Here is a 22215-nt window from a genome sequence, read left to right as displayed (position 1 = left end):
TTTTGCGTAAGTGGGACGCTAGATGGCAATCCGGCCTGAGGTCAACCAAAGATTTCCGTAATGTTACGTAAGTGGCTAAGAGAAGGTGACTCTTCATGACGACAGTCCCGCGCCCGGTACGTCCGAGCAGGGCCGTGGAGGCCCAGGAGGGCGTGAAGGACCTCATCGTGAGGCGCGGGCTGGTGGCGGGCGACCCCCTGCCCACCGAGTCGGAGCTCATGGAAGAGCTCCAGGTCAGCCGCAACTCGATCAGAGAGGCGCTGAAAGCCCTGCAGGCGGTCGGAATCGTCGACATCCGGCACGGCTTCGGCATGTTCGTGGGACGGATGTCGCTCGCTGGGCTCGTCAACGAACTGACCTTCCACAGCCGCATCACGCTGCAGAACGGCAAGAACCATCTGGCGAACCTCATCGAGATCCGCGAGATCCTGGAGAGCGGCCTCGTCGAACGCCTCATCGAGCTCGACCCCGCCGCCGACCTGACCCCGGTGGCCGACGTCATCGTCAGGATGGAGGCCGAGGCGGAGGCCGGGCCCGTCTCGCCGGAGACCGACCGCCTCTTCCACGACCTCCTCTACCGGCCGCTCGGCAACCCGCTCGTCGGCCAGCTGCTCGGCGCGTTCTGGGACGTCTACTACCAGCTGCGCGACCAGCTCGGGGTGCCGGACGAGTCGCCCGACGACGTGGTCACGCGGCACCGCGACATCTACACCGCCGTGCTCGCGGGCGACCGGGCCGCCGCGGTGGCCGCCGTACTCGCCCACTTCAAGGGCGTGCGCAACCGCGTGGGCAGGATCAGCGGCTAGCCGTACGGTGCGGGACCAGCAGCGGGCGCGGCGGGGTCAGTGCGCGGGCCAGCGCTCGACGCGGCGCCAGCGTTCGCGCCAGTCCGCGTACCACCTCGCGAACCAGGGATGAGACCCGGCCAGCGGCATGACGTAGGCGACCGTCTCCAGGTAGTAGGCCCGCTGGAAGCGCCACGGCATCCGCTGCAGCTCCTGCACGTTGCTCGCCCGGTCGGCCAGCTTCACCAGCACGGCCTGCGGCGGGGCCTTGACGAGAGAAGCCAGGTAGTCGGCCTTCCTCCCCCCGCGCGGCTTGGTCACCCAGCGCACGAGCGCGGCCACGCGGGGCCCGAACCTGCCCGCGATCTCCGCCTCGGTGCACGACGTGTCCTCCAGCACGTCGTGCAGCACGATCGCCACCAGCACGTCCCTGTCCTCCACCCCGGCGCCCGCCACCGCCACCTCCAGCGCCTCCAGCAGATGGTCGAGGTACGGTCGCCCGGTGGGCCGCTGCTGCGCCCCGTGCCACCTCCGCGCGAACGTCACCGCGTCGCGCAGGGCGCCCACGGTCTCCGGCGGGAGCGCCGCACGGAGAGGCCCCTCCGCCTGCCTCCAGGACGTCCAGCTCGTGAAGGTCTCCATCCCGTTCCTCTCGATATGGCCGTGCCCCGAGGTGTCTTAGGCTGAACACTATGGCCGAGATCGCCGTCCCCGACGGGTCGTGGACGTTCAACGGAGAAGTCCTGCGCATCGTGCCCGGCAGCGACAAGGACGTCCACGAGCTGCGCAGGACGCTGGGCGAGGTCGTGGTCCCGATGACGGCGATCGCGGGCGTGACGTACGAACCGGGGCGCAAGGGCGGGCACGTACGCCTGCGCCTGCGCAAGGGGGCCGACGCGCTGTCCGACGTCGTCGCCGGCCTGCTGGAGCCGCCCGCCGACCCCTACCGGCTGACGGTGCCGAAGAACCGCGCGGGCGCGGGCGAATACTTCGCCGATGAGGTTCGTGACACCCTGCTCGTCTACCAGACGCCGAGCGCACCCTGCGAGGACTACCTGCTGCCGCCCCCTCCGGTGCCCATCTCCGCCACCGCCGGCGACGGCACCGCGCTGTTCGACGGCGAGCGGGTGCGGCTGGAGTGGACCGGCTGGGCGAGCACCGACAAGGAGAAGGCGGGGCCGCAGGAGTTCCCGCTGTCCGACATCGCCGGGGTGGAGTGGAAACCCCAGTCCGGCATGGGCTCCGGCACGCTGCGCTTCCGCATCAAGGGCGAGCGGCCCATCCAGCAGCCGCCGCAGAAGGACCTGCGCTGCGTGTCCTGGGGCATCCAGCGTTTCGGCGGCGCCACCGCCCTGGTCGCCGCCGCCGTGCTCGCCCGGCTGCCGCGCGACGTGCCCGAGCTGCCGCCCGCGCCGGCGCCCGCCTCCGGCGACGTGCACGACGCCGTGCTGCGCCGCCTGGCCGAGCTCGGCGAGCTGCACCGCGCCGGCGTGCTGACCGACGAGGAGTTCACCACGGCCAAGCAGGCCGTGATCCGCCGCCTGGAGCCGTAGGCGAAGGTCCGAGGAGAAATCATGACACCCGACGAAGAAGAACTCCTGCGCCGCGCCATCGCGCTGGCCGCCGAGGCCCGCGCCGGCGGCAACCCGCCGTTCGGCTCGCTGCTGGCCGGGCCCGACGGGACCGTGCTGGCCGAGGAGCGCAACTCCTCGCTCACCGACCGCGACATCACCGCCCACCCGGAGCTCAAGCTGGCCCGCTGGGCCGGCCGCGAGCTCGACCCGGCCACCGCGGCCGCCACGACCATGTACACGAGCTGCCAGCCGTGCGGCATGTGCGCGGGCGCCATCGCGCGCTCGGGCCTGGGCCGGGTCGTCTACGCGCTGTCCGGCGAGCAGCTCGACGGGCTCAAGCCGCCCGGCACCGCCTTCACCGACCCTCCCGGCGAGGGGCCTGCCCTCTACGCCGAGGCCCGCGTACCGGTCGAGGGCTACTACCGCTGACCAGCGGGGACAGGCGGGTCAGAGGCCGGGGAGCCGGGCCACGCCGTCGCGGCGGGCCTGGTCGGCGACCGCGGCGGCGACGGCGGGCACGACCCGGGGGTCGAACGGCTCCGGGATGATCCGGTCGGCCGACAGTTCCTCCTCGACCACGGCGGCCAGCGCGTGAGCCGCGGCGATCTTCATGTTCTCGGTGATGGCCGAGGCGCGGGCCGACAGGGCGCCCCTGAAGACGCCGGGGAAGGCCAGCACGTTGTTGATCTGGTTGGGGAAGTCGCTGCGCCCGGTGGCCACGACGGCGGCGTGCTCCTGGGCGATCCCGGGGTGGATCTCCGGCTCGGGGTTGGACAGCGCGAAGACGATCGAGCCGGGCGCCATGGAGGCGATGGCCCGCTCGCTGATCGTCGAGCCCGACAGGCCGATGAAGACGTCGGCCCCGGCCAGGGCCTCCTCGGTCGTGCCGGTGCGGCCGGACCGGTTGGTGCAGCCCGCGATGATGGCCTTGTGGCGGTTGAGGTCGTCGCGGCCGGTGTGCAGGACGCCCTTGCTGTCCGACACGGCGACCTCGCCGATGCCGGCGTTCAGCAACATGCTCGCGACGGAGAGGCCGGAGGCGCCCGCCCCCGCCACGACGGCGCGGAGATCCCACAACCGCCGGCCGGTCACCCGTGCCGCGTTGCGCAGCGCGGCCAGCACCACGATGGCGGTGCCGTGCTGGTCGTCGTGGAAGACGGGGATGTCCAGCACCTCCCTGAGCCGGCGCTCCACCTCGAAGCAGCGCGGCGCGCTGATGTCCTCGAGGTTGATGCCGCCGAACGACGGGGCCATCCGGACGATCGTCTCCACGAGCTCGTCGACGTCCGTGCAGTCCAGGCAGATGGGCACCGAGTCCACGCCGCCGAACTGCTTGAACAGCAGCGCCTTGCCCTCCATGACCGGCATCGCCGCGGTGGGCCCGATGTCGCCGAGCCCGAGCACCGCGGTGCCGTCGGTGACGACCGCCACGACGTTGGAGCGCCAGGTGTACTCGTCGGCCAGCTCGGGCCGCTCGGCGATGGCGGTGCAGACGCGGGCCACCCCCGGCGTGTAGGCGAGGGACAGATCGTCCAGGTCGCGCACCTGGACGGACGGGCGCGTCTCCAGCTTGCCGCCCTCGTGCAGGCGGAAGGCCGGGTCCTGGTCGAGGAGTGCGGCGAGGCCGATGGCCGGTGCGGTGATTTCGGTAGTCATGTCATGCTCCTAGAACCGCAGCAGCCGGCCGGACGGGGTGCGCGTGTCCGGCGCCTCGAACCTGGGATCACGTGAGGTCTGCCGGCTTTTCTTGAGCTGTGTGCGTTTCATGATTTGCGCACCTTTCTGCGCCTGCCGTACACCGGCCGGCACGCTGGAATTCGGCGAACAACACAAGCCGAGTGTCACACGGCGTCCATTTACCGGTCACCCCACGCACCCCCTACGTCCGAGAGCTCCCCTGCTAGAGGTACGAGGCGATAGGGGTTGTCCGCGATAGGGGTCGCCCGGGACATTTCGAAGGACAGATTCCGGCGAAAGGACAACGATGACGGTCCTGACCGCTTTTCCCACGGAGGCAATACTCGATCCGAGGACTCCATCGGTGCGCTTCTCGCGGCTCCTGGATCCCGGCTCGGTGGTGCCGATACACGGCGACGACGGCAGCGGCGTGCAGGCCGTGCACGGGCAGATCGACGGCTCGCCCGTGATCGCCTACTGCACCGACGCGACAATCATGGGCGGCGCGCTGGGCTGGGCGGGCGCGAACCGTATCGTCGAGGCCATCCAGCTGGCCGTGCGCCGGCGCTGCCCGGTGATCGGGCTGTGGCACTCCGGCGGCGCCCGGCTGGCCGACGGCGTGGAGTCGATGGACGGTGTGGGGCGCATGTTCGCCGCCATGACGGCCGCCTCGGGCCTCATCCCGCAGATCTCGGTCGTGCTCGGGCCGGCCGCGGGCGCGGCCGCGTACGGGCCCGCGCTGACCGACGTGATCATCATGTCGGACGCCGGCCGGGTCTTCATCACCGGGCCCGACGTCGTCCGCACGGTCACCGGCGAGAACATCGACATGGCCGGCCTCGGCGGCCCGGACGCGCACGGCCCCAAATCGGGCGTCGCGCACGTCACGGTCGACTCCGAGGAGGCCGCGTACGACCGCGCCCGCCTGCTGGCGGGGTTCTTCACCCGGCCCGGCGGCTTCGACTTCGCCGCGCTGAGCGAGCCGCGCGACCTGCGCGCGCTGCTCCCCGACATGCCACGGCGCGCCTACGACGTCCGGCCGCTGGTCCGCGCCGTCCTGGACCCCGACTTTCTGGAGCTGCAGCCGCGCTGGGCGCCCAACATGGTGGTCGGGCTCGGGCGGCTCGGCGGCCGGGCCGTCGGCGTGATCGCCAACAACCCGCTGCGCAAGGGCGGCTGCCTCGACTCGCTCTCGGCGGAGAAGGCCTCGCGTTTCGTGCGGATGTGCGACTCGCTCGGCGTCCCCCTGGTGGTCGTGGTCGACGTTCCCGGCTACCTGCCCGGCGTCCAGCAGGAGTGGGGCGGCGTGGTCAGGCGCGGCGCGAAGCTGCTGCACGCCTTCGCCGAGTCGGTCGTCCCCCGGGTGACGCTGATCACCCGCAAGTCGTACGGCGGCGCCTACATCGCCATGAACTCCAGGTCGCTGGGCGCGACCGCGGTGTACGCCTGGCCCGACGCGGAGGTGGCGGTGATGGGGGCCGAGGCGGCGGTCGGCATCCTGCACCGCAAGAAGCTGGCCGCGGTGCCCGAGCCCGAGCGGGCGGACCTGCACGCGCGCCTGGTGGAGGAGCACCAGCGCACGGCCGGCGGGGTCGAGCGGGCCATGGCACTCGGCGTGGTGGACGAGGTCATCTCCCCCTCCGAGACCCGGCTCCGGCTGGCGGAAGCACTCGCACGGGCGCCGCAGTCCCGCGGCTGCCACTCCAACATCCCGCTATGAAACGAGGTGACCCATGTCGTACGTCAAAGTCATGCTCATCGGGGGACCGAACCACCTGCCGACCGAACGGCGGTTCTTGACCGTCGCGCCGGGCTGCGAGAAGATCAAACTGCCTTTCGGCAGTGGGTACGAGCACTTCCTCCACAGAGGTGAGCGAACGCGCGTGGACGGGCAGGAGCTTCCCGTCTACACCTGGATCATGCGGACGGCCATCGCGGAGTAAGAATGTCGGCGTTGCTCGCCATCAGCGATCTCCACGTGGGCTATGCGGACAACCGGGAGATCGTGGAGGCACTGCGGCCCCGGTCCGCCACCGACTGGTTGCTGATCGCGGGCGACGTCGCCGAGCTCATGGCCGACATCGAATGGGCGCTGCGCCTGCTCAGCGGGCGCTTCGCCAAGGTCGTGTGGGCCCCGGGCAACCACGAGCTGTGGACCCATCCGAGCGACCCCGTGCGGTTGCGCGGCGTCGAGCGTTACGACCATCTGGTGCGGCTCTGCGGCGAGCTGGGCATCGTCACGCCCGAAGATCCCTACCCGGTCTGGGAGGGCTCGCTCGTCGTGGCGCCGCTGTTCGTGTTGTACGACTACTCCTTCCGGGTCCCCGGCGTGCACTCCCGGGCCGAGGCGCTGGCGCAGGCCTACGAGCGTGGCGTGGTGTGCACGGACGAGATGTTGCTGCATCCCGACCCGTACCCGTCCCGGCAGGCCTGGTGCGCGGCCCGGGTCGAGCTGACCGAGCGGCGGCTGGGCGAACTGCCCGCCGACCTGCCGACCGTGCTGATCAACCACTATCCCCTGGTACGCCGGCCGACCGACGTCCTGCGCTATCCCGACTTCGCCCTGTGGTGCGGCACCGAGCGCACCGCCGACTGGCACGTGCGGTTCAACGCGCGCACGGTCGTCTACGGGCACCTGCACATTCCCCGCACCACCTGGCACAACGGCGTGCGCTTCGAGGAGGTCTCGCTGGGATATCCCCGCGAATGGCGCCCGCGGCCCACCGAGCCGGGCCGTCCGCGGCGAATAAGCTGACCGGGGAATTCGCGTCCACCCTAAGGGTGAGCTAGGGGTGGGAAAAGCCTCCGGGCGGCGCTTGAATACAGGTAACACAGTTTTGAAGGTGTTTATCCCGCCGGCGAGGTGAGGCATTGAGCTAGACGTCGTACCCCTTTTGCGAGGCCTTCCGAGAACGAAAGCCACCGCTCATCGAGAAAATGAGCGGTGGCTTTCGTCGTGCCCGGGAATCATCGGCCGCCGCGCGCGCCGCGCCGTGGAAACGCCGCAGCGGCCGCCTGATGGCGGCCGCTGCCGGGCTTCTGTCGCGCGCTGGGCGTCAGCTTGCATTCGCGAGCCTGACCTCCGTCCGCCCGCTCCTCCTGGCGGCCGAGCCGACCGCCATCAGGGTCGCGTCCACCACGTTGGTGGCGACGCCGACCCCCCAGACCGTCTCGCCGTCCACCTTGCATTCGGCGTACACCGTCGTCTCCATGCTGGCGACCCGCTCGGCGCCGCCGGACCGGTGCACCGCGCGCACGTCCACGCCCAGGGGCGCCAGCGTGGCGCCGATGGCCCGCACGGCCTGCTCGCGCTGGCCGTCCATGTGCAGCGTCGCGGTGATCCGGTCGCCGCCCGCGCCCAGCGCGCCGGACCGCTCGTCGCGGGAGAGGTACTCCTCCTGGAACAGCTCCCACACCTGGTCGGGCGAGAGCTCGCTGCCCCGCAGGTCGGCCCGCTCCTGCACGAGCCCGGCGAACTCCCGCTGCAGCTCGCGAGGGAGCTCCATCCCGTGCCAGGCGCTCATGATGTACGCGATGCCGCCCTTGCCCGACTGGCTGTTGATCCGCACGATCGCCTCGTACGTGCGCCCGACGTCCTTGGGGTCCACCGGCAGGTACGGCATGGTCCACGGCATCTCGTCGGCGCCGACGCCGGACCCGGCGGCCCGGCGCTCCAGGTCGTCGAACCCCTTCTTGATCGCGTCCTGGTGCGAGCCGGAGAAGGCGGTGTAGACCAGCTCGCCCCCGTACGGGTGCCTGGGGTGCACGGGGATCTCGTTGCAGTGTTCGACCGTGCCGCGGATGCGGTCGATGTCGGAGAAGTCGATCTCGGGGTCCACGCCGTGGGTGAACATGTTCATGCCCAGCGTCACCAGGCACACGTTGCCGGCCCGCTCGCCGTTGCCGAACAGGCAGCCCTCGATCCGCTCGGCGCCTGCCAGCATCGCCAGCTCGGCCGCGGCAACCCCCGTGCCGCGGTCGTTGTGCGGGTGGATGGACAGGCACACGTGCTCCCTGCGGGACAGGTGGCGGTCCAGCCACTCGACCTGGTCGGCGAACACCGACGGCAGGGAACGCTCCACGGTGGTGGGGAAGTTCAGGATGATCGGGCGTCCCGGGCCGGCCTCCCACACGTCCATGACCGCTTCGCAGACCTCGAGGGCGAAGTCGGGCTCGGTCTCGTTGAACAGTTCCGGCGAGTACTGGTAGCGCAGGTCGCAGCCGGCCAGGTCGCGCTCGGCGTACTTCATCATCATCCGGGTGCCCTGCACGGCCAGGTCCTTGCACTGCGCGCGGTCCATGTCGAACACCACGCGCCGGAACAGCGGCGCGGTCGCGTTGTAAAGGTGGAAAGTGGCGCGCGGCGCCCCCGCGAGCGCGCTCACCGAACGCTCGATCAGCTCGTCCCGCGCCGGCACGAGCACCGAGATCCACACGTCGTCGGGGATGCGGTTCTCCTCGATGAGCAGGCGTACGAAGTCGTAGTCGTCCTGGCTGGCCACCGGGAATCCGACCTCGATCTCCTTGTAGCCGATGTCGACGAGCAGCTCGAACATCTGGAGTTTCCTGGCCGGCGACATGGGATTGGCCAGTGACTGGTTGCCGTCGCGCAGGTCCGTCGACAGCCAGCGCGGCGCTGAAACGATCTTCTTGTCCGGCCACGTACGGTCGGCCAGGGCCAACGGAGTAAAGTCCGAATAGCGCTCTACGGGGCGGGTCGGGACCATGGTTGAATCTCCTTCGCCTTGGTCATGGTCTGCCTGTAGGAGATCTCCGATCACAACGTACAATCGGCCGGGCGCCGCCGAATAGGGCGAGGATCATGAGAGTGCCGGTCCTTACCCATAGATATCCGCCCGGGTATCGAGAGTGCCCACCCCGGTATCTTTAGGCGCACCCCCCTTCTCCGCCTCCCGGCGGTCGCGCACAATCCGATCATGGCGACCATCGAAACCGTGGCGCTGCGGCGCGGCGGTCTGTGTCTGGCAGAGTCTCGCCCTTCTGTGCAAATAATCTTCTTACTGCGTTTTCTGACCGGCACCGCATTGTGCGCGCAGGTCGCCGGCGCCGACGGGCATCTCGGCAGAACGGCCTGGGGCGCCCTGACATGGGTGCTGATGATTTTCTCCGTCTATCTCTTCAACGGCGTGATGGACGTTTCCGAGGACCGCCTCAACGGCTCGCGCAGGCCCATCTGCAGAGGCGACCTGCCGCCCACCTTCGCCACCGCGGTGGCGGTGGGCGCGGCGCTGGTCAGCCTGCTCAGCGGCTTCGCGCTCGACCCGCGGATGGGCCTGCTGCTCACGGTCGTGCTGGTGCTCGGCTACCTGTACTCGGGCCCGCCGTTCCCGCTCAAGCGCAGCTCGGGCGGCACGGTCCTGACCGGAGGCGCCGCCACCGTGCTCACCTACGTCGCGGGCGCGCTCTCCTACGCCAGCGAGTTCCATGTCTCCCTGATGCTGGTCGTCTTCGTGCCGGCGGCGTCGCTCTGGACCGCGCTGGTGGGGTCGACGACCAAGGACCTGCCCGACATCGAGGGCGACACGCAGGCCGGCCGGACGACCTTCGCGGTCACGCACGGCGAGGACGCCCTGCGGCGGGCGATCTGCGCCGTCGCCATCGGCCTGGCGCTCGCGTTCACGGCGGCGGTGCTGCTGCTGGAGCTGCCGCTGTGGCCCAGCGCTCTCGCCATGGTCGCCGGTGCGATCGCCATCACGGTCCTGTGCGTCCAGGGGCGCCGCCGCGAGCCGTACGGCGCCTTCATGGCCACGCAGTACGCCCTGCACGGCCTGGTGATCCTGACCCTCGTCTGAGCCCTCTGACCGTGGCCGCCGGCGAGTCCCGCCTGACTGACGGGGCCTGACCGACAGGGCCTGACCGATCGGCCCGGCTAACCGGGCAGCGGTGCTCCGGCGGCCGCGCCGTGCGGGAAGGCCGCCTCCAGCCGGCGGCACGTCGCGTCGGTCAGCAGCAGCCTGACGGAACCCGCGTTCATCTCCAGGTGGACCGGGTCGCGGGTGCTGGGCACGGGCACCACGTCGGGCCCTCTGGCCAGCAGCCAGGCCAGCGCCAGCCGGCCGGTGCTGACGTCCATGGTCGCCGCCTCGGCCTCCAGTTTCCTGAGCCTGGCGATGTTGCCCGGCAGGTTGGCCGGGTCGAACCGGGGGTCGGTACGGCGGGCGTCCCCCGGGTCGAGCTCGCGGGCGGAGCCGCCGCGCCCGGCCAGGAAGCCGCGGCCCAGCGGCCGGCCGGCGATCAGCCCGATGCCGAGCTCGCGCGCCACCGGCAGCTGGTCGAGCTCGGCGTCACGGTGCCACAGGGAGTACTCCATGGCCAGGGCGGTGATCGGATGGACCGCGTGCGCCCGGCGCAGCTCGTCCCCCGTCACCCCTGTCAGGCCCGCGTAGCGCACCTTGCCCGCCGCCACCAGCTCGCCGAGCCGGCCCGCGGTCTCCTCGACGGGCACGGCGCCCGGCTCCCTGCCGACGACGTAGAGGTCGACGTGGTCGACGCCCAGCCGTTCCAGCGAGGCCTCGCACGCCTGCCGCAGCGGCACGTCTCCCGCGCGGCGCTGGAGGGTGCGGGTCGAGAGCAGGACGTCGTCGCGCCAGGGCCTGACGGCCTCGCCGACGAGCCGTTCGATCTCACCGTGGGCGTGGTCGTCGGACATGTCGAGCAAGGTCACACCTGTGTCGAGCACGTTGTGGAGCAACGCCAGCGACTCCGAGCGGTCCGCTTCGCCGTACACGCCGGAGAGAGCCAGACATCCGAAGCCCAGACACGAGGTGATCGGCCCTGTGTCGCCCAGCCTTCTGCTGTCCACGACACCCCCTCCCATTGGCCCTCACCGTTGCTACATACGATCTGTGGGCCAAGTTCGCGCCACAACCCCTATCCCCCGGGAGCACCGGGCGAATATGGGAAACATCATTACGCTTTATCTGCACTTGACACTGTACGCAACTCTTCGTTATACACATTGTTAATGTCGCTGCCCACCACGCGGGATCCACGCGGTGGGCAGCTCGAGGAGCTCAAGAGGTCAGCGCAGGGTGGGGCTGAGCTCCAGATTGGGAGGGAGATCGGAGCGCTGAGTGATCCCGAGCTTGCGGTAGATGCGGGTCAGGTGCTGCTCGACCGTGCTCACCGTGATGAACAGCTTGGCGGCGATCTCCCGGTTGGTGTAGCCGACCGCGGCCAGGCCGGCGACGCGTCGCTCCGCGTCGCTGAGGATGGCCACCACCTTGCTGATCTCGGAGCCCTGCCCCTCGGCGGCGGCTCCGTCGCCGTCCAGCGCGTGGCTCAGCGGCTGGGCGCCGCACTCCTGCGCGAGGATGCGCGTACGGCTGGCGATGATCCCCGCCCGGCGGAACTCACCGACGCTGTGGAAGGCCTCGGTGAGGTCGAACAACGACCGGGCGAGCTCGTAGCGGTCACCGCAGGCCTGCAGGCGGTCCGTGGACTGCCGCAGCAGCATGGGCCGGTGCCGGAGCTCGCTCGTGGCGGCCAGCAGGCGCAGCGCGATCCCGTGCGTACGGGAGGCCATCGGGCCGCACCGGGAGAGCTGCTCCTCGATCAGGGCGCGGGCCTCCGCCTGCTCGCCCATCCTGATGAGCGCCTCGGCCGCGTCGGTACGCCAGGCGATGAATCCCGGCGTGTCCATCTCCCACTCGGCCATGAGCTCGCCGCAGAACCGGAAGTCGCGCAGCGCCGCAGCCGGGTGGTCGACCGCGAGGTGGTAGCGGCCGCGGGCGTGCAGGTAGTGCAGTCCGAAGCGGGTCTGCAGCATGGCGTCCGGCACCGGCGTGTTGACCTGGGCGAGCGCCTGGTCGTACTGCCCCATGGCCGTGCTGGCGAGCATCAGGTTGGCCAGCGGGCCGCCCACGGTGACACCCCAGCTGGCGGGCGGGATGATCTCCAGGGCCTGCCGGGCGCACGACGCCGCGGTCTCGAGGTCGCCGCGGCGCATGGCGATCTCGGCGCGGATCGCGGTCAGCCGGGCACGCCGGGCAGGGGCGCTGCGGGACTGGGCCTCCTCGATGAAGGCGTCGCACCAGGGCACGGCCTTGTCCGGCCAGCCACCGTACGTGAGCGCGAGCAGAGAGCTCTCGACCGTGTCCATGGACATCTCGTCCAGGCGGGAGCTGTGCAGGATGCGCTCGACGGTGCCGAGAACGCGCTCGCGCGGCCCGCGGGTGAGCACCGAGATCAGCGCGTTGATCGACTCGAGCCGCCGGCTCACGCGTACCGGCAGCACGGCCTCCCTGGCCTGCTCGCTGGTCGACCTGTTGACGTGGGCCAGCAGCGGCGGCGCGGAGCAGCGCAGCCACAGCCGGGTGCCGATGAGCTCGGCCACGGTCTGCGGCTCGGTGTCGCCGCTCTCCTTCAGGTGCTCGAGCACCTGGCAGGCGTCGTCGACCTTGCCGTGCCACAGCAGCGCCCTGGCCAGCACGACCGCGTCGCTGCCGCGCAGGGTCCCGTTGTGCAGGGCGTCGGTCAGTTCGGCGATGTGCTCGGCCGGCGTGCTGGGGTTGATGCGCCACTCGGCGCGCATCAGGACCGTGGCGATGGTGGTGCGGTGCCGCTCGTCGGTGCAGCCGCGCCAGGCGAGCTTCAGGTAGTCGACAGCCGAGGTGACGGACCCGCCGTCCAGCCGGCTCAGCGCCGCCGCCTCCAGCACGGGCACGGCCCACGGCAGGTCGGTCGCGTCGGCGCCGAGCAGGTGCTCGGCGATCGCGATGTCGTCGGCGCCCTCCTCGTGCAGCAGCTCGGCGGCCCGCCGGTGCACGCTGCGGCGCACCTCGTCGCCCAGCTCGGCCAGCACGGTCCTCCTGGCGATCTCGGCCCGATAGTGGCCCGACTCCAGCAGGCCTGCGGTCTCCAGCCAGTGCATGGCGTGCGCCATCGCCGCGGAGTCGGAGCCGAGCAGGCGCTCGAGGAGCGCCGGGTCGTCCAGCACCGCGAGCCAGCCGGCGACCTGCATGAGCCCGGGGTCGGCCCGGTGCAGGCACGACAGCACGGCCTCGCCGTAGCGCTCGGCGGGAGCGCTCCCGCCGCTCTCGTGGTCCTCGATCAGCCCGCGGAGCAGGAGCGGGTTGCCGCCGCTGAGCGCGTGCCACTCCGGCGTCACCTCCTTGGCCGCCGCCTCGCCCAGGCGCTCTGCCGTCATGCTGAGCGCGGCGCCGTACGACAGCGGCGCCAGCCTGACGGCGGTGCAGTGGGGCTGGCGGAGCATCTCGGTGGCGAAGAAGCCGTGCATGTGCTGGCGGTATTCGGCCTGGCTGAAGACCGCTACCAGCGGCGCGTACCTGGACCTGCGGACGAGGTAGGACAGGCAGAGCAGCGAGGCCCTGTCGGCGAGGTGGACGTCGTCAACGACGATCGCCAGCGGATGGCGCTCGGCCAGCGAGAGCAGGACCGCGCAGAGCGAGTGCACGATCTGCACGTCCACCTGCTCGACGCGGTCCCCCTTGGCGGGCGAGGCCATCTCCGCGCCCTCCCGCAGCAGGTCGGCCGCGACCGCGCGCACGTCCTCGCGCAGCGGCGCGTTCTGGAAGAGCTGGCCGAGCACGCCCAGCGGAATATCGCTCTCCGCCTGGGTGGCGGACGCCACCAGCGGCAGAGCACCCCGTTCGAGTGCCTGTTCGGCGAAGGCATGCAGAAGCTCACTCTTGCCGGTCGCGACGACCCCCGTCACCATCGCGACCCTGCCCTTGCCGCCAACGGCCTCGGCGAGGAGGCCGTGCATGGAGGTCATGGCCGCATCTCTCTCGAACAGCCCCATGATTGGACACCCCTTTTAGAAAGGCAATTCACGACCGGAAGGAGTTCTGAGGTCCAACGAGCTTTTCTGCTCTTTTCTCGGCTTCGATGTCGTGGACTGTCGCACCCGCCGCATGACCTCAACCCCTTCCGCACCCGTTTCTGGGTTGACGTTCATCACGTTAGGTGCGGCTCTGGGGGCTCACAATACGGCTTATCCTTAATAACGCGGGTCGCTCCGTATGGACCAGCCGGTCTTCAACTTTCGGACCACGCCCAGGTCCGAGTCATCGCGGGCCCGCGCCGGGCGGCGCGCCCCCGGCGGATCCCCCGGGCCCGCGGGCCCCGCCGCCTGCGCACGCGGGAGGGGGTGGAGAGGCCCCAAACCTTACCGACGAGTATCGTTATGAGTCATTAACGTGAATCGCGCTAATACGAGTCGCGCTCATGTCGACCGCCGCCCCGTCGCGCCACTCCGGCGGGCTGGCGCGCCAGCCCGGGCCTGCGGCGCGCCGTTCACGCAATATTGACATTTCCATGTCGCGCCCCGTTTCAGCAGGTCACAGGGCCGGCAGAGGCTGCTCGGAGGACACTCCGCGTATGCCCGCCATCGGCATACAGTTGCCTACTCACCAGTGTTGACCCAAGATGTAAGCATTCGTGCACTCTCCAAGGGGACACGGTGGGAGAAATTGCGCATACGGGTGAGCAAGACGCTACGGGGCCGGCGAGCCTTATCGAGGAGTGCCGAGCGGACATACTGAGCAAGTACGAGCAGGGACTTGCGGCCATCGGTAGCGTGCTGATCAATGATCAGGTGACGAAAGCCCAGGTCATGACGAACGCAGGCCAGATCCTGACGGAGATGGCGGGGGCACTGCGTGCGGGACGTCTTCAGGACGACGACGAGACGTCCCGTTTCCTGGCCTGGGACATCGGCGTGGCACGGGCGTCGGCGGGCGTGCATCCGAGAGAGTCGCTGATGGCGGCCTCGGTGTTCTTCCGCGCGGCGTTCGCCACGCTGAGCCAGCGGCTCCAGGACGACACCCATGCCGCTCACATGCTCAGGCTCGTCGTGACGGCACTGGAACAGAGCATCTCCCTGCGCATCAGGGAGGCCGCGAACAGTTACACCGGCATCCTGCTCAACAAGGTGACCGAGGCGCAGATGGCCGAGCGCCGGCGGATCGCCAGGGAGCTGCACGACCGCATCGGCCACAGCCTCAGCGTGGCCCAGCGCCAGCTGGAGCTGTCGAACATGTACCGCCCGGGGGAACCGGCGAAGGCACTGGCCAAGCTGGAGATGGCCCAGCAGGCCATCCAGGAGACCATGTACAGCCTGCGCCAGGTCACCTCCGACCTCCATCCCCCAGGGGGCAGCACCTTGGAGAAGGGGCTGCTCAGCTACCTGGACATCATCGGGACGGACGACGTGCAGATCGAGCTGATCGTGAACGGCGACCAGACCTGGGCGCCCCCGACCGTCAGCGAGGAGTGCCTGCTGATCCTGCGTGAGGCGGCGCGCAACGCGCTCACCCACGGGGACCCGTCGGCCATCCTCATCAGGATCGACGTCGCGCCGCACGAACTGGTCGCGTGCGTGATCGACAACGGCTGCGGTTTCGATCCGGACGGCCAGCCGCCGAAGGGCAGCCTCGGGCTGTCGTCCATCAGGGAGCGCACCCAGTTACTCGGCGGCACGGTGACGATCGCCAGCAAGCCCGGCAGGGGCGCCAGGGTCGATCTCGCCGTGCCCATCCAGAGGCGCCTCGATGATCAGGAGTGACCCGCCCACCACGATCGCCATCGTGGACGACCACGCCCTGTTCCGCGAAGGACTCAGGGAGATCCTGGAAGCCCAGGAAGGGCTGGCCGTGGTGGGCGAGGCGGGCACCTCCGACGACGCCCTCCGCCTGGTCGCCGACAAGAAGCCGGACATCCTCCTGCTGGACGTGGAGATCCCAGGCGACTCGGCCACCGACACCGTGACGCGGCTGCGCAGCCAGGTCCCGAACACGCAGATCATCATCCTCAGCATGTACGACGGCCCGCAGCTGCTGCGCAGGCTCCTCGCCGCCGGCATCCGCGGATACCTGCTCAAGAGCGTCCACTGGCACGAGCTGGTGTCGGCGATCCGGAGCGTGCACGACGAGCCGGACCGCATCGTCCTGGCCGTCTCCCGCGAAAGCCTGGCGCAGATGGAGAGCGCGCCCGCCGAGGTGCTGACGAGCAAGGAGCGCGAGGTCCTCGAACTGGCGGCGCAGGCGCTCAGCAACCGGCAGATCGCCGCCCGCATCAACACCACCGAGGCCACGGTCAAGCGCCACCTGCGGAACATCTTCGTCAAGCTGGGGGCCGCGTCGCGCATCGACGCCGTCAACCGCGCGATCGACGCCTCGCTGATCACGCCATCGCGGGCGCGATCCGACAATTGACCATAAATGTGGACAATTTGCGCCGATCGCACCCCCTTCTGAGGGCGGGTTCACCCCGCAACCGGCTCCGGACGGCCCGAGAAGACCTGGTCAGACGTTCTCTCCCGGCAAGGCCGTATCTAGCTTGGAAGGGTGAACACCAATGCCTTGATCGGGAGCATCCTCCCCCCGTGGGTGGTGGCCGTGGACACGTTCGACGACCACGACGCGATGCTCTTCCCCGCTGAAGAAGAGGTGATCAGCCGATCGGTGGAGACCCGGCGCAAGGAGTTCGTCACGGCGCGCATGTGCGCCAGGCAGGCCATGAGCCTGCTCGGCCTGCCGCCGCAGCCCCTCCTGCCCGGCCTGCGTGGCGAGCCCCAGTGGCCCAAGGGCTTCGTGGGCAGCATCACGCACTGCGCGGGTTACCGCGGAGCCGTCGTCAGCCCCGGCGGCGACACCATCACGATCGGCATCGACGCCGAACCCAACGAGCCGCTGTCGAACGGCGTGCTGGAGGCGGTCTCCCTGGCCGAGGAGCGCAAAGCCCTGCGCGCCCTCGCCACCGACCACCCGGAGGTCGCCTGGGACCGCCTGCTGTTCTCCGCCAAGGAGTCGGTCTACAAGGCCTGGTTCCCGCTGGCCAAGCGGTGGCTGGACTTCGAGGACGCGATCCTGTCCTTCAACCCCGTCCTGGGCGCCTTCTCCGCCCGGCTCCTGGTCACCGGCCCGCACGTGGGCGGGCAGCAGCTGACGGGTTTCACCGGCAAGTACATGGCCCGTGACGGGCTGCTCCTCACCGCCATCGTCATGGCCGCCAGCACGGCCTCCCGCCGCCACCGCCCGGTGCTCAGGCGACCCGTGCCGCAGCCGGTCAGGGCCTGACGCGCCGTACGCGTCCGCCGTCAGGACCTGACCCGGCCGGGAGGCGCGGCAGGCCGTACCCGACGCCCGCCATGCCCGGCCCGGGCGCCCGGTCCCGCGCCCTTCTGCAGCCCCGGCTCCCGCCCCCGCGCCCTCCCGCGGCCGTCCCGGGCCCCGCCCCCGCGCCCGCCTTGGCGCCCTTACGCGGCCCCGGGTCCGCGCCTTCTGCGGCGTCCTGTCCGAGGATCCTCTCCGGCGCGCTCGTCCGGGGGACCCTCTCCAGCGCCCGTCCCAGGGCGTCCCGCCGGCTGTGAAGGGCCGGCGGCCACGCCCCCGCAGCGGAAGGCGGCGCCGTATCCCGTCCAGGGACACCGCACCGCGTAGGAGCACCGCCGTTCATGCGGCCGGACATGAGGATGACGGTGGCGTCCTCAAGGACCCGCCACCGTCACCCTGACTCGTCCGCGCCGCGCTCCCCTCCCCTCGTCAGCAAATCCGCGCAATCCTGTCCTGCCACTACGGTCAGCTGTCCTTGGCGGTCCAGCGGAACGTCTTCATGCACAGCAGCAACGCGCCTACGCACCAGGCGGCGAGCACGAGGGCGATCAGCGGGAGCTGCCACGAGCCGGCCGGTTCGAGCGCCGCCGCGTGCTCGGGCAGGAACACCGAACGCATGCCCTGGGTCATCCACTTGAGCGGGAACAGGGACGCGATGAACTGGAGAAAGGCGGGCACGTCGGAGAAGGGCATGTAGACGCCGGAGATGAACTGCACGATGAGGAAGGGCAGCGTGATGATGGCGTTCGCGCCGCGCGCCGACTTCGGCAGGCTGCCGACCGCGATGCCGAGGAGGGTGCAGGCCACGCCGCCGAGGAGGAGGACCCAGGCGAGGGTCAGCCACCGGTCGAGCGTGCCGGGCACCTGCACGCCGAACATCAGCACCCCGACCACGACCAGGAGGGCGACCTCGGCGACCATGCACACGAGGACCTGAATGACCTTGCCGCCGAAATAGGCGATCCGCGGCATGGGCATGCCGTAGAGCCGCTTCAGCGTGCCGTCGTGGCGCTCCAGCGCGACGTTGATCCCGAGGTTCTGGAAGGTCGTGCCCATGATGCCCGCGCCGATCATGCCGGCGGTGAGGATCTGGGCGCCGGTGACGCCGTTGAAGTCCGGCTTGCCTGACTGCATCGCGCCGAGCAGCATCAGCATGATCGCCGGGAGCGAGAAGATGACGATGAACTGTCCCTTGGTGCGGAAGAAGCTCTTGAGCTCCAGCGCACCTCGCTTGAGAGCCAGCCGGCCGGCGCTGGGCAGGGGCGCCGCCGTCGCGGCGGCCGTCCGGGCCGGTGGTCTTGACAACGTGGTGGTCACGAGTGATCTCCGATTAGGCCGAGGTAGACGTCTTCGAGAGACGGACGTGTCACGGTCAGCTCGGGGATCTCGCCGTCGAACTGGCCGCTGAGCTCGGCGACGACCTGCGTCGGCGTCGCCGTCTTCACGCTGTGGTCGCCGTCGGCGGTGGTCCAGCTGACGGTCGCCATGGCCTGCGCGCGTCCGGCCAGCGTGGCCGGCTCGCCCAGTGCCACGACCTTGCCCTGCACGATCACGCCGACCCGGTTGGCCAGCGCTTCGACCTCGTCCAGGTAGTGCGTGGTCAGCAGGATGGTGGTGCCCTCGTCGGCCAGCCGGGAGATCAGGCTCCAGAACTGGCGGCGGGCCTCGGGGTCGAAACCGGTGGTCGGCTCGTCGAGGAAGAGCAGCTCGGGGTTGCCGAGCACGCCCAGCGCCACGTCGACCCTGCGCCTCTGACCTCCGGAGAGGTTGCGCGTGCGGGCGTCCGCCTTGCCGGCGAGCCCGACGAGTTCGATCACGTGCTCGGGGTCGCGGGGCCTCGGGTAGTAGTGGGCGTAGTGATGGACCATCTCGCGCACGGTCATCTCCGCGGCGTCGGTGGCCGACTGCAGCACCATCCCGAGACGGGAGCGCCACGCCCGGCCGGCCACGCCGGGGTCCTCGCCGAGCACGCTGACCTCGCCGGCGTCTCGCCGGCGATGGCCTTCCAGGATCTCAACAGTGGTCGTCTTGCCTGCGCCGTTGGGGCCGAGGAGCGCGAACACCTCGCCACGGGCGATATCCAGGTCAACGCCGTCGATGGCGACCAGGTCGCCGTATCGCTTGCGCAGCTCACGCACGCGCACCGCTGTATCGCTCATGCATTCAGAGTTGGGGATCAGCGCCGCGTACGACACCCCTATTTAGGGTTTCACCTGGTCGTGAAGCCATTCCGCAGGTCGGACCCGGAATCGGGAGGCTGACCCCCTATCAACCGTTCGGGGGATGTCGCACGCGGCTGATCCCGATGATTCTTTAAACATGACAGTCATCGAAATCGAGGGCATGAGTAAAAGCTACAAAGGCCGCCAGGTGCTGACGGACGTGTCCCTGCAGGTGGAACAAGGCGAGATCTTCGGCATCGCCGGCCCCAACGGAGCGGGCAAGACCACCACGGTGGAGTGCATGTCGGGCCTGCGCGAGCGGGACGGCGGCGTCCTGCGGGTCCTGGGCCTCGACCCCCAGAGCGACCGTCGCGAACTGCTTCCCCGCATCGGTGTCCAGCTCCAGGAGGCCGCCCTGCCGGACGCGCTGAAGGTGGGCGAGGCACTGAAGATGTACGCCTCCTTCTACGACAAGCCGGCCGACTGGCGCAAGCTCATGGACGAGTGGGGCCTGACCGAACGGCAGCGTTCCAGCTTCGCGAGCCTGTCCGGCGGCTGGAAGCAGCGCCTGTTCATCGCGCTGGCCCTGGTCGGCAACCCGGAGGTCGTCTTCCTCGACGAGCTCACCACCGGCCTCGACCCGTCCGCCCGCCGCATGACGTGGGGCCTGGTCCGCGAGGTCCGCGACCGCGGCGTGACCGTCGTGCTGGTCACCCACTTCATGGACGAGGCCCAGGCGCTGTGCGACCGCATGGCGATCATCGACCAGGGCCGCGTCATCACCCACGGAACCCCGGGCGAGCTGATCACCCAGGGCCGCACGGAATCGCTCGAGGACGCTTACTTCGCTCTGACGGGAGGGCAGGCGGCATGAAAGGCATCACACAGGTCATCGCGGTCGAGCTCAAGCTGATCATCCGGGACCCGATGTCGGCGTTCTTCGCGCTGGCCTTCCCCACGATCATGATCTGGGTCAAGCTGCGCAACGGCAAGCCCCTTCCCGGCGGGCTGCCGTCGGTCGACGCCAACGTGCCGATGCTGAGCATCTTCGTCATCGGGCTGGCCACGCTGGTCATCCTGCCGGCCACCCTGGCGCAGTACCGCGAGCGCCGGGTGCTGAAGCGGCTGCTCGCCACCCCCGCCTCCCCCGGCATGCTGTTCGGCGCCCAGTGGATCGCCCACATGCTGATGGCCCTTCTCGGCACGGTGCTGCTCATCGCCATCGGCGCCATCGGCTACGACCTGTCCGCCCCCGCGAACCCGGGAATCGTGGTGCTGGCGTGGGTGCTCGGCGCGCTGAGCCTCAGCGGCATCGGCTTCCTGCTCGGCGCCGTCGTCCCTTCCGGCCGCACGGCCACCGTGCTCGGGCTGAGCGTCTTCTTCCCGATGGTCTTCATCTCCGGCGCGGTGATCCCCCGCGAGTCGATGGGCGGCTCGATGCGAGCCATCGGCGACATGCTGCCCATGGCACCGGCCGTGCAGACCATCCGCAACGGCTGGGAGGGCCACGCGGCCTCCCCCGTGGCGATGCTGGTCATGGTGGGGATCTGCCTGGTCACCGCCGGCATCGCGGTCAAGGCGTTCCGGTGGTAAGCAGCGCCCGCCGTGAAGGGTCGGGATCGGTGGTCGCCTCCACCGGACCCGGCCTTTCGCGTTGGGACCGGGTCTGGCCCGCGCTCCCCTACCTGTTCATCCTGCTGCCCGCCGCCTTCTCGCTGGCCCAGAACTGGCGGCTCGACACGCTGGTGCTGGCGTCGTTCGCGATGGCCTGGCACTGGTTCCTGATCGGCGTGCACCCCGACTGGACCAGGCACCCGGTGGTGGCGATCGTCTACTTCGCCGTCCTGCTCGCCGCCATCGGGGCGCTGGTCAGCATCGACTCGGTCTTCACGGTGACCGGCCCGGCGGCGTTCATCCAGTCGTTCAGGCTGCTGCCCCGCTGGTGGGCCTACGGCGGGGTGGCCGCGACGGCCGGGGTGCTGGTCTCCATGCGGCCGGAGGCCGGGCGCAGCCCGGGCGAGATGCTCTTCTCCTTCCTGATCGCCGCGTTGATCGCCTCCGCGATCGGGCTGGTCATCCAGACGATCTCCGACCAGAACGAGAGCCGCAAGGTGATGATCGAGCAGCTGCGGGAGACCGGCGCCAAGCTGGCCGCGCTCGCCGAGGAGAACGCCAGCCTGCAGGCCCGGCTGCTCACCCAGGCGCGCGAGGCGGGGGTGCTCGGCGAGCGGCAGCGCATGGCCAGGGAGATCCACGACACCATCGCCCAAGGGCTGACCGCCATCGTCACCCAGATCGAGGCCGCCGAGGAGGCGATCGACGACACACCGGCCGCGCTCGCCCGCCTCGACACCGTACGCACCCTGGCCAGGGAGAACCTCAACGAGGCCCGCAGGTCGGTGCAGGCGTTGCGCCCCGCGCCGCTGGCCGGCTCGCAGCTGCCCGCCGCTGTGCGGGACGTCGCCGACAGGTGGTCGGAGACGACCGGCGTGGCCGCCTCCCTGTCGGTCAACGGCGACGCCCGGCCGCTGCACGCCGAGGTCGAGATCACGCTGCTGCGGGTGGCGCAGGAGGCGCTGTCCAACGTCGCCAAGCACGCCTCGGCCGGACGAGTTGCTCTCACCCTGTCGTACATGGAAGATGTCGTGGTGCTGGATGTACGCGACGACGGAGCCGGATTCGTCCCCGGGCCGCCCGACATCTCCTCCCACGCGCCCGCCTCCGAGGCCGGCGGGTTCGGGCTCATCGCGATGCGCCAGCGCGTGACGAGGCTGGCCGGCGACTTCGAGATCGAGTCGGCGCCCGGCGAGGGCACCGGCATCTCCGCGACCGTGCCGGCCATCCCCGCGGCCGCCGTGTCCGACGCCATGTCCGACGCCATGTCAGAACCGTCCGACCGCCTGAGAGACGCCGGGTGACC

The 22215-nt window shown here is 70.3% G+C and carries 20 protein-coding genes; 13 read left to right on the top strand and 7 right to left on the bottom strand.

Annotated elements, in window-relative coordinates; all coding sequences use genetic code 11:
• The first annotated feature begins 95 nt into the window (after positions 1–95).
• Positions 96–806 (top strand): FCD domain-containing protein, encoded by a 711-nt coding sequence (locus tag ABGB14_RS29200; RefSeq protein WP_347647029.1) that lies wholly within the window; start codon positions 96–98, stop codon positions 804–806.
• A 36-nt stretch (positions 807–842) separates the two neighbouring features.
• On the opposite strand, the gene ABGB14_RS29195 is transcribed toward ABGB14_RS29200, so the two are convergent.
• Entirely contained in the window at positions 843–1427 is a 585-nt protein-coding gene (locus ABGB14_RS29195) for an HD domain-containing protein (RefSeq protein WP_347647028.1), read from the bottom strand.
• Positions 1428–1477: 50 nt separating this feature from the next.
• On the opposite strand from ABGB14_RS29195, the gene ABGB14_RS29190 reads away from it, so the two are divergent.
• Together ABGB14_RS29190 and ABGB14_RS29185 are read left to right on the top strand one after the other, a co-directional pair.
• A complete protein-coding gene (locus tag ABGB14_RS29190) occupies positions 1478–2338 on the top strand; it encodes a DUF4429 domain-containing protein (RefSeq protein ID WP_347647027.1) in 861 nt (286 codons plus the stop codon).
• 21 nt (positions 2339–2359) lie between these two features.
• Positions 2360–2788 carry a nucleoside deaminase gene (locus ABGB14_RS29185; protein ID WP_347647026.1) on the top strand — a complete coding sequence of 143 codons (429 nt, stop codon included), beginning with the start codon at positions 2360–2362 and terminating at the stop codon, positions 2786–2788.
• 18 nt (positions 2789–2806) lie between these two features.
• On the opposite strand, the gene ABGB14_RS29180 is transcribed toward ABGB14_RS29185, so the two are convergent.
• Complete coding sequence (locus tag ABGB14_RS29180) at positions 2807–4015, bottom strand: NADP-dependent malic enzyme (protein WP_347647025.1); 1209 nt, start codon at positions 4013–4015, stop codon at positions 2807–2809.
• 328 nt (positions 4016–4343) lie between these two features.
• On the opposite strand from ABGB14_RS29180, the gene ABGB14_RS29175 reads away from it, so the two are divergent.
• Genes ABGB14_RS29175 through ABGB14_RS29165 form a run of 3 tightly spaced genes read left to right on the top strand, consistent with a single transcriptional unit; the run spans position 4344 to position 6791 of the window.
• Positions 4344–5756, top strand: a complete 1413-nt coding sequence (locus ABGB14_RS29175; protein ID WP_347647024.1) for a carboxyl transferase domain-containing protein — start codon at positions 4344–4346, stop codon at positions 5754–5756.
• Between the two features lie 13 nt (positions 5757–5769).
• On the top strand, positions 5770–5979 hold the full coding sequence (locus ABGB14_RS29170) for a DUF5988 family protein (protein WP_132338046.1): 210 nt from the start codon (positions 5770–5772) through the stop codon (positions 5977–5979).
• A 2-nt stretch (positions 5980–5981) separates the two neighbouring features.
• A complete protein-coding gene (locus tag ABGB14_RS29165; protein WP_347647023.1) occupies positions 5982–6791 on the top strand; it encodes a metallophosphoesterase in 810 nt (269 codons plus the stop codon).
• Positions 6792–7092: 301 nt separating this feature from the next.
• Here ABGB14_RS29165 and leuA read toward each other — a convergent pair whose 3' ends face one another.
• On the bottom strand, positions 7093–8763 hold the full coding sequence (gene leuA / locus ABGB14_RS29160) for a 2-isopropylmalate synthase (RefSeq protein WP_347647022.1): 1671 nt from the start codon (positions 8761–8763) through the stop codon (positions 7093–7095).
• Between the two features lie 210 nt (positions 8764–8973).
• Between leuA and ABGB14_RS29155 the strand changes: the two genes are divergently transcribed.
• Positions 8974–9849: a UbiA family prenyltransferase gene (locus ABGB14_RS29155; RefSeq protein ID WP_347647021.1), complete on the top strand. Its 876-nt coding sequence runs from the start codon at positions 8974–8976 to the stop codon at positions 9847–9849.
• Between the two features lie 77 nt (positions 9850–9926).
• Here the strand turns inward: ABGB14_RS29155 and ABGB14_RS29150 are convergent, their stop codons facing one another.
• Positions 9927–10859, bottom strand: coding sequence for an aldo/keto reductase (locus ABGB14_RS29150; protein WP_347647020.1), 933 nt, complete (start codon positions 10857–10859; stop codon positions 9927–9929).
• Between the two features lie 219 nt (positions 10860–11078).
• Positions 11079–13820 (bottom strand): AAA family ATPase, encoded by a 2742-nt coding sequence (locus ABGB14_RS29145; RefSeq protein WP_347647019.1) that lies wholly within the window; start codon positions 13818–13820, stop codon positions 11079–11081.
• Positions 13821–14597: 777 nt separating this feature from the next.
• Between ABGB14_RS29145 and ABGB14_RS29140 the strand changes: the two genes are divergently transcribed.
• From ABGB14_RS29140 to ABGB14_RS29130, 3 genes are all read left to right on the top strand, one after another.
• Entirely contained in the window at positions 14598–15584 is a 987-nt protein-coding gene (locus tag ABGB14_RS29140; RefSeq protein WP_347647018.1) for a sensor histidine kinase, read from the top strand.
• Entirely contained in the window at positions 15571–16233 is a 663-nt protein-coding gene (locus tag ABGB14_RS29135) for a response regulator transcription factor (protein ID WP_347647017.1), read from the top strand. The genes ABGB14_RS29140 and ABGB14_RS29135 overlap by 14 nt, the downstream gene beginning before the upstream one ends.
• A 132-nt stretch (positions 16234–16365) precedes the next feature.
• Positions 16366–17097, top strand: coding sequence for a 4'-phosphopantetheinyl transferase superfamily protein (locus ABGB14_RS29130; RefSeq protein WP_347647016.1), 732 nt, complete (start codon positions 16366–16368; stop codon positions 17095–17097).
• 501 nt (positions 17098–17598) lie between these two features.
• On the opposite strand, the gene ABGB14_RS29125 is transcribed toward ABGB14_RS29130, so the two are convergent.
• The gene (locus ABGB14_RS29125; RefSeq protein WP_347647015.1) at positions 17599–18450 is read right to left on the bottom strand and encodes an ABC transporter permease; all 852 of its coding nucleotides are present in this window, start codon (positions 18448–18450) and stop codon (positions 17599–17601) included.
• Complete coding sequence (locus tag ABGB14_RS29120) at positions 18447–19292, bottom strand: ABC transporter ATP-binding protein (RefSeq protein ID WP_347647014.1); 846 nt, start codon at positions 19290–19292, stop codon at positions 18447–18449. The genes ABGB14_RS29125 and ABGB14_RS29120 overlap by 4 nt, the downstream gene beginning before the upstream one ends.
• A 160-nt stretch (positions 19293–19452) precedes the next feature.
• On the opposite strand from ABGB14_RS29120, the gene ABGB14_RS29115 reads away from it, so the two are divergent.
• Genes ABGB14_RS29115 through ABGB14_RS29105 form a run of 3 tightly spaced genes read left to right on the top strand, consistent with a single transcriptional unit; the run spans position 19453 to position 22213 of the window.
• Positions 19453–20169: an ABC transporter ATP-binding protein gene (locus ABGB14_RS29115; protein ID WP_347647013.1), complete on the top strand. Its 717-nt coding sequence runs from the start codon at positions 19453–19455 to the stop codon at positions 20167–20169.
• Complete coding sequence (locus ABGB14_RS29110; protein ID WP_347647012.1) at positions 20166–20888, top strand: ABC transporter permease; 723 nt, start codon at positions 20166–20168, stop codon at positions 20886–20888. The genes ABGB14_RS29115 and ABGB14_RS29110 overlap by 4 nt, the downstream gene beginning before the upstream one ends.
• Positions 20882–22213 (top strand): sensor histidine kinase, encoded by a 1332-nt coding sequence (locus ABGB14_RS29105; RefSeq protein WP_347647011.1) that lies wholly within the window; start codon positions 20882–20884, stop codon positions 22211–22213. Before ABGB14_RS29110 ends, ABGB14_RS29105 begins: the two co-directional genes overlap by 7 nt.
• Positions 22214–22215 lie beyond the last annotated feature (2 nt).

This window comes from Nonomuraea sp. B10E15, assembly GCF_039871615.1.
Classification (GTDB): domain Bacteria; phylum Actinomycetota; class Actinomycetes; order Streptosporangiales; family Streptosporangiaceae; genus Nonomuraea.
This window is presented reverse-complemented; position numbering and strand designations above follow the sequence as displayed.

Bases quoted from the DNA above. Each gene is read 5' to 3' on its own strand.
- ABGB14_RS29200 (WP_347647029.1), top strand. From the start codon at position 96: ATGACGACAGTCCCGCGCCCGGTACGTCCGAGCAGGGCCGTGGAGGCC.
- ABGB14_RS29195 (WP_347647028.1), bottom strand. From the start codon at position 1,427: ATGGAGACCTTCACGAGCTGGACGTCCTGGAGGCAGGCGGAGGGGCCT.
- ABGB14_RS29190 (WP_347647027.1), top strand. From the start codon at position 1,478: ATGGCCGAGATCGCCGTCCCCGACGGGTCGTGGACGTTCAACGGAGAA.
- ABGB14_RS29185 (WP_347647026.1), top strand. From the start codon at position 2,360: ATGACACCCGACGAAGAAGAACTCCTGCGCCGCGCCATCGCGCTGGCC.
- ABGB14_RS29180 (WP_347647025.1), bottom strand. From the start codon at position 4,015: ATGACTACCGAAATCACCGCACCGGCCATCGGCCTCGCCGCACTCCTC.
- ABGB14_RS29175 (WP_347647024.1), top strand. From the start codon at position 4,344: ATGACGGTCCTGACCGCTTTTCCCACGGAGGCAATACTCGATCCGAGG.
- ABGB14_RS29170 (WP_132338046.1), top strand. From the start codon at position 5,770: ATGTCGTACGTCAAAGTCATGCTCATCGGGGGACCGAACCACCTGCCG.
- ABGB14_RS29165 (WP_347647023.1), top strand. From the start codon at position 5,982: ATGTCGGCGTTGCTCGCCATCAGCGATCTCCACGTGGGCTATGCGGAC.
- leuA (WP_347647022.1), bottom strand. From the start codon at position 8,763: ATGGTCCCGACCCGCCCCGTAGAGCGCTATTCGGACTTTACTCCGTTG.
- ABGB14_RS29155 (WP_347647021.1), top strand. From the start codon at position 8,974: ATGGCGACCATCGAAACCGTGGCGCTGCGGCGCGGCGGTCTGTGTCTG.
- ABGB14_RS29145 (WP_347647019.1), bottom strand. From the start codon at position 13,820: ATGGGGCTGTTCGAGAGAGATGCGGCCATGACCTCCATGCACGGCCTC.
- ABGB14_RS29135 (WP_347647017.1), top strand. From the start codon at position 15,571: ATGATCAGGAGTGACCCGCCCACCACGATCGCCATCGTGGACGACCAC.
- ABGB14_RS29120 (WP_347647014.1), bottom strand. From the start codon at position 19,292: ATGAGCGATACAGCGGTGCGCGTGCGTGAGCTGCGCAAGCGATACGGC.
- ABGB14_RS29115 (WP_347647013.1), top strand. From the start codon at position 19,453: ATGACAGTCATCGAAATCGAGGGCATGAGTAAAAGCTACAAAGGCCGC.
- ABGB14_RS29110 (WP_347647012.1), top strand. From the start codon at position 20,166: ATGAAAGGCATCACACAGGTCATCGCGGTCGAGCTCAAGCTGATCATC.